General features: G+C 39.8%; 4 protein-coding genes. All 4 read right to left on the reverse strand.

Annotated features, from left to right (window positions below; genetic code table 11):
• Nucleotides 1–1,566: response regulator (locus K8S13_RS19440; RefSeq protein ID WP_291465161.1), on the reverse strand; the 1,566-nt coding region annotated here is incomplete at its 3' end.
• A gap of 8 nt (nucleotides 1,567–1,574) precedes the next feature.
• Nucleotides 1,575–3,974: a PAS domain-containing sensor histidine kinase gene (locus K8S13_RS19445; RefSeq protein ID WP_291465162.1), complete on the reverse strand. Its 2,400-nt coding sequence runs from the start codon at nucleotides 3,972–3,974 to the stop codon at nucleotides 1,575–1,577.
• A gap of 48 nt (nucleotides 3,975–4,022) precedes the next feature.
• The gene (locus tag K8S13_RS19450) at nucleotides 4,023–4,340 is read right to left on the reverse strand and encodes a hypothetical protein (RefSeq protein WP_291465164.1); all 318 of its coding nucleotides are present in this window, start codon (nucleotides 4,338–4,340) and stop codon (nucleotides 4,023–4,025) included.
• A 19-nt stretch (nucleotides 4,341–4,359) separates the two neighbouring features.
• The coding region (locus tag K8S13_RS19455; protein WP_291465165.1) for a methyl-accepting chemotaxis protein at nucleotides 4,360–5,426 on the reverse strand (1,067 nt) is incomplete at its 5' end.

The raw sequence follows: 5,426 nt of genomic DNA on the forward strand, positions 1-5,426 counted from the left end.
CGCATTTATAACCTGGGTCAATTGATCTTTAGTTGCCGGTTTAGTAAGAAAACCTGAAAAACCGTATAATCTGAAATTGCTAACCACCGGGTCATTAGAATAACCCGTGCTAACTATCCCTTTAGCATCATGATCAATTTCAAGAAGTCTCCTCATGGATTCTTGTCCTCCCATTCCATATTGATTGGTTAAATCTAAAATCACAACATCAAAGGGTTGTTTTGATTCCATGGCCTTTTTATATATTTCAATCGCCTCTTTGCCATCGGTGCAGGTTTCAACATCATATCCTAATCTGTTAAGTATCTGGGTCATAAAAGAACGAATCATCTCTTCATCATCCATTACAAGAATTTTCCCTGTGACAGGTTGCTTTACAGGCTTCTGTGTTATTGATGATTCCCCTGATTCTTGAAAGCCGGGCTCTTTGATCAAAACAGCTGCCGGCAGATAAACCGAAAAGATTGATCCTTTTCCCGGTTCGGATTCTGCTGTAATCAGCCCTTTATGCTTACTGATAATAGAATGACAGATTGCAAGCCCCAACCCCTGGCCTTTATTAACGCCCCTGTCTTTTGTTGAAAAATAAGGATCAAATATTTTTTTCAGGTGTTCTTTTGATATACCGCACCCCTGATCTTCAAAGGATATTTTGATATAGTTGCCTTGACTTAATGTCAGGTGGCCTTCTTTTATAAAATCAATATTCCGGCAATATATTTTAAGCAGCCCCTTATTTTGCATTGCCTCTCTGGCATTCACTGCGATATTATGAACAACCTGCTTTATCTGAACAGCATCAATATATGCAGGCCTGATATCATCCGGTATTGAAATCTCTGACTTAGTGGCATCCCCCCTAAATTCTGAAATAATCGCATCTTTTATCACATCGCTTATATTTGTTAATTCCTTAACCGGATTTCCGCCTTGTGAAAAAGTGATTAATCGTGTTGCCACTTCTTTTGCCCGGATACATGCTTTTTCGGCTTCTCTTAGGTTTTCAGACGTTTTGCCCTCAATGTTCAAATCCTCATTTGTCAGGGAAATATATCCTATGATCACATGCAGAAGGTTATTAAAGTCATGGGCAATACCACCGGACAATATTCCAAGGGATTCAAGTCTTCGGGCATTCAAAATTTCTTCTTGCAATTTATGCAGCTTTTTCTCTGTCTGCTCAGCCTGTTTTTTGATCTCCAGTTTCTCGAAACAATTTTTTATTCGGATCAGCATTTCTTCCGGCTCACAGGGCTTGAGCATATAATCATCAGCCCCAAGTCGAAGACAATCAATGGCAAATTTAACATCGCCATAACCCGTCATAACTACGACCATTATTTCGGGATGTAACTTTTTTGCCTCTTTTAATACCTGAAAACCATCAATCCCCGGCATGATAAGATCAGTCAATACCAGATCAAAGGAGGTGTTCTGTAACAATTCAATTGCTGCTTTTCCCTTATCAGCTGTAAAAACACGATACCCTTTTTGTTCAAGATACAAAGTTGTACCTTTTATGAGGACAGGATCATCATCAACCAATAATATTTTATATTTTTTCATATTACTCTTTATTTTCCATCCAGTATTTCACGAACTAAAGCAGACAATTCCTGACCCGTTAATGGTTTTTGAACATATTTGCTGATACCAATCTCACAAGCCATGTCCTTAGTAAAATTTTCATGATATCCCGTACAAAGGATAATAGGCATATCTTTTCTTAATTTTAAAATCTTGGCAGACAGTTCTTCACCCGTCATCTGAGGCATTGTCATATCAGTGATGACGAGATCAAAAATACCTGGATTTTTAGTAAAGGCGTGTAATGCGGATAGCCCGTCTTTAAAGATTGCTACTTTATACCCTTCTTTTTCCAAAATTTCCTGTAATGTGTCAAGAATATCGGTTTCATCATCCACGAGCATGATCTGCTCAGTCCCTTTGGGCAAAATGTTTTCCATTTTTTCTGAAAAATTATGGGAACTCTTCTTTTCAATTACCGGCCAGAATACCTGAAACATAGAACCATGACCGACCTCACTGTATGCTTTGATGAACCCATTGTGCTTTTTGACAATGCCGTCAACCACGGACAACCCCAGACCAGTACCTTTGCCAATTCCTTTTGTGGTGAAATAAGGGTCAAATATTCTTTCCAAGGTTTTTTTGTCCATACCCTGACCTGTATCACTTACTTCAAGTTTGACATAATTACCAGGCATGGAAGAATTCGATGTGAGATGGTCCTGTTCTGCGATTTCAATATCGTCCAATGCTACCGTTAATGTTCCGCCTGAATCAAACATCGCATAGTAAGCGTTTGTACAAAGATTTATAACGATCTGGTGTACCTGGGTAGGATCTGCCATTACCACTGCCCGGGATAATATCTTTTCTTGTATTTCAATGGTTGCGGGTATTGAGGAACGTAGAAATTTGATCGCTTCTTTAACGATAAGAAATAACTTAAGCGGATTTTTTTTGTGTTTAGTCTGCCTGCTGTACATCAGAATTTGTTGAACCAGATCACTTGCCCTTTGAGCGCCTTTAACCAACAGTTTTAAATTTTTTCTTGCTTTATCCGGATCATTAAGGCTCATCTCTATCAGCTGGGCATACCCGAAAATTCCAGACAAAATATTATTAAAATCATGGGCAATACCTCCGGCAAGGGTCCCAATGGCTTCCATTTTCTGGGATTGTCTGAGTTGTTCTTCGATTGTTTTTTGTTCGATAATATCCGTTAAATTAACAACAAGTCCATTGCTTATTCCTTTAAGATCCTTTATCATCGCTGCACTAAAGAGAACATCAATGATCTCCCCATGTCTGGATAATCTCTTTGTTTCAAATCGAACAGGATTTCCAGATTCATAAATTTCTTTTATTTTTTCTTTGGTGATTTTTTTTTGATCCATGGGAACAAAGGGGATACGTTTGCCTTGCAGTTCATTCAAGCACCATCCAAAAACCTCAGTAAAGGCGGGATTCAAATATACTGGATGCCTATTAACATCGTACACAACAACAGGATCGGGATTTGCTGCAAAAATGACTTTTAATCTTTCTTCACTCTCCCTTAGTGCTTCTTTGGCTTTCATGTGTTGTGTGACATCTGTCAACACATAAATTATTTGATCCTTTAAATAGGTAGTTCTAAACTCTATATTCTTTGACTGACCATTTTTACATCTGATCGAAAATTCCCGATTCTCGTCCAAATTTTTTTTTATATTGTCTTTTTCCGATATTCGAGCAATTCTTTTTCTATCCTCCTCATCTGGATAGACTTTTTCAAACCATTCTTTCCTGGAGGGAATATCTTTTAGTGTGTACCCGGTAATTTTTGTAAAACAAGAATTGATATAGAGGTATTGACCGTTATTATCAACCATAGCCATACCATGGGGATTGCTTTCAAAAATTGTAGACAGCCTTTCCTTTTCTTTGTATAGGATTCTTTCTGTCTGCTTTTTTTCGGTGATGTCACGGATTGCTTCGATGGCGCCAATCAAGTTTCCACAGCTATCATATAGCGGGGATGCTTTCAACCATACATGGATACCATCGCCACCTCTAAAGCTTGGCAGAAAAGCCTCACTGACCAAGCTGTCACCGTACTTCTCAATAAAATCATATGGGAGGAAAGCATCCTGATCATGGTCCATAATAAGGTCGATCAACACTTGCCTGGGTTCTCCCCAAAAAGGAATCGAATATGCATTGTCAGCCTTTCCGATCATATTTTCCCCGGACAATCCGGTCATTTTTTCAATTGCCCGGTTCCACACAACTATTTTCTTATCCCTGTCGATGACAAAAGTAGGATCAGGCAGGGATTGAACAATATCCATGAACAGTTGACGGGTAGCCAAAAGCCCCTCTTTCAAACGTTCAGTTTTGAGGACGTCTTTTTCTAATTCCTTTACCCGTTGCTCCAATTCCTGGTAGGTTGATTTTATAACCATTGTCCATTCTCCAAGAAATTGTTTCTATTATTTAGCGAAAACTTTTCTTTATTCTTTTTTGGATCCAAAACAATTTAAAGCAGGTCTGAAATGATCATTAACATGATCCCAGAAAAGCATTTGAATCAGGACAAACCGGTTATGACTTGAGCCTGAATTTTTCAGAATGTCATCCCATTTCTTCTGTAATTTAATCAGATTATTCCTCAGTTTCTCGTTTTTTATATTAAGCTTCTTCTCAATTGCCTCCTTTCTTTCAAGTTCAAATTTGAACCTGTCTTCAATAAATAAACGGGAAAGCCTCTCATGGTCTTTCAATGCCTGCTCTTTCAATTGAGCTCGTAGTTCTGTGAGTTTATCATCCATAAATAACAGGGCTCCGAATCTAAATTTTAAATCGACTTACCATTTCATTAAGATTTTCAGCCAGTTTGGATAATTCGGTGGAACTGATATTGATCTGCTGGCTACCGGTGTTCACTTCTTCTGATGCCTGGCTGATCCCTGTAATATCCTGGGTGACTTCCCCGACTACAGCTGAGGCCTGGTTCACGTTTTCATTGACTTCCTGAACTCCTTCGGCTATCTGGCTCACATTGTTTGAAATTTCCTGGGTGGTGGCTGACTGTTCTTCAATGGCAGTAGCAACCGTGGTGACAATACTATCGATATCATTAATGACTGTGACTATAGATTCAATTGCAGTGACGGATTGGGCCGTGGTGGTCTGAACCCCGGATATTTTTTCGCTAATTTCCCTGGTGGCTTCATCCGTCTGCTGGGCAAGGGATTTTATCTCTTGTGCCACAACGGCAAACCCTTTACCGGCTTCTCCTGCCCTAGCCGCTTCAATGGTGGCATTGAGTGCTAAAAGATTGGTCTGAGCGGAAATATCGGCAATGGTTTCCGTGACCTTGCTGATTTCTGAGGCAGCTTTTCCAAGCTCATCAACTTTTCTTGAAACTTCTTCGGCCTTTTTAACCGCATGAGAGGTTGTTTCACTGCCCTTGGCTGTATTGCCTGCTATTTCATTGATGGTGGCAGTCATCTCTTCTGCCGCAGAAACAATGGTCTGGATATTAGCCGCGGTTTGTTCAGTGGCTGCGGCCACACTATTCATATTGGTAGCCATCTCTTCAGCAGCTACAGCCACACTGTTTGATTTTTCTGTGGTTTGTTTCGAATTTGTAGCGATTTGTTCTGAAACAGCTGAAAGCTCGGTGGAAGAAGCCGTCAGGGTCTGAGTACCGGATGCAATATCTGTGAACATTTTTCTTAAATTTATGCTCATCTCATTAAGGGCTTTTGCCTGAATTCCGATTTCATCTGCCTGGTCAATATCCAGGGTCTGGGTCAAATCACCCTCTGACATTGCTTTGGCAAACTCAACCCCTTTATTGATCGGCCGGGTAATACCTAAAGTGATAAAATAGCCTAACACCGACCCGACCA

It is taken from the genome of Desulfobacula sp., from assembly GCF_021107415.1.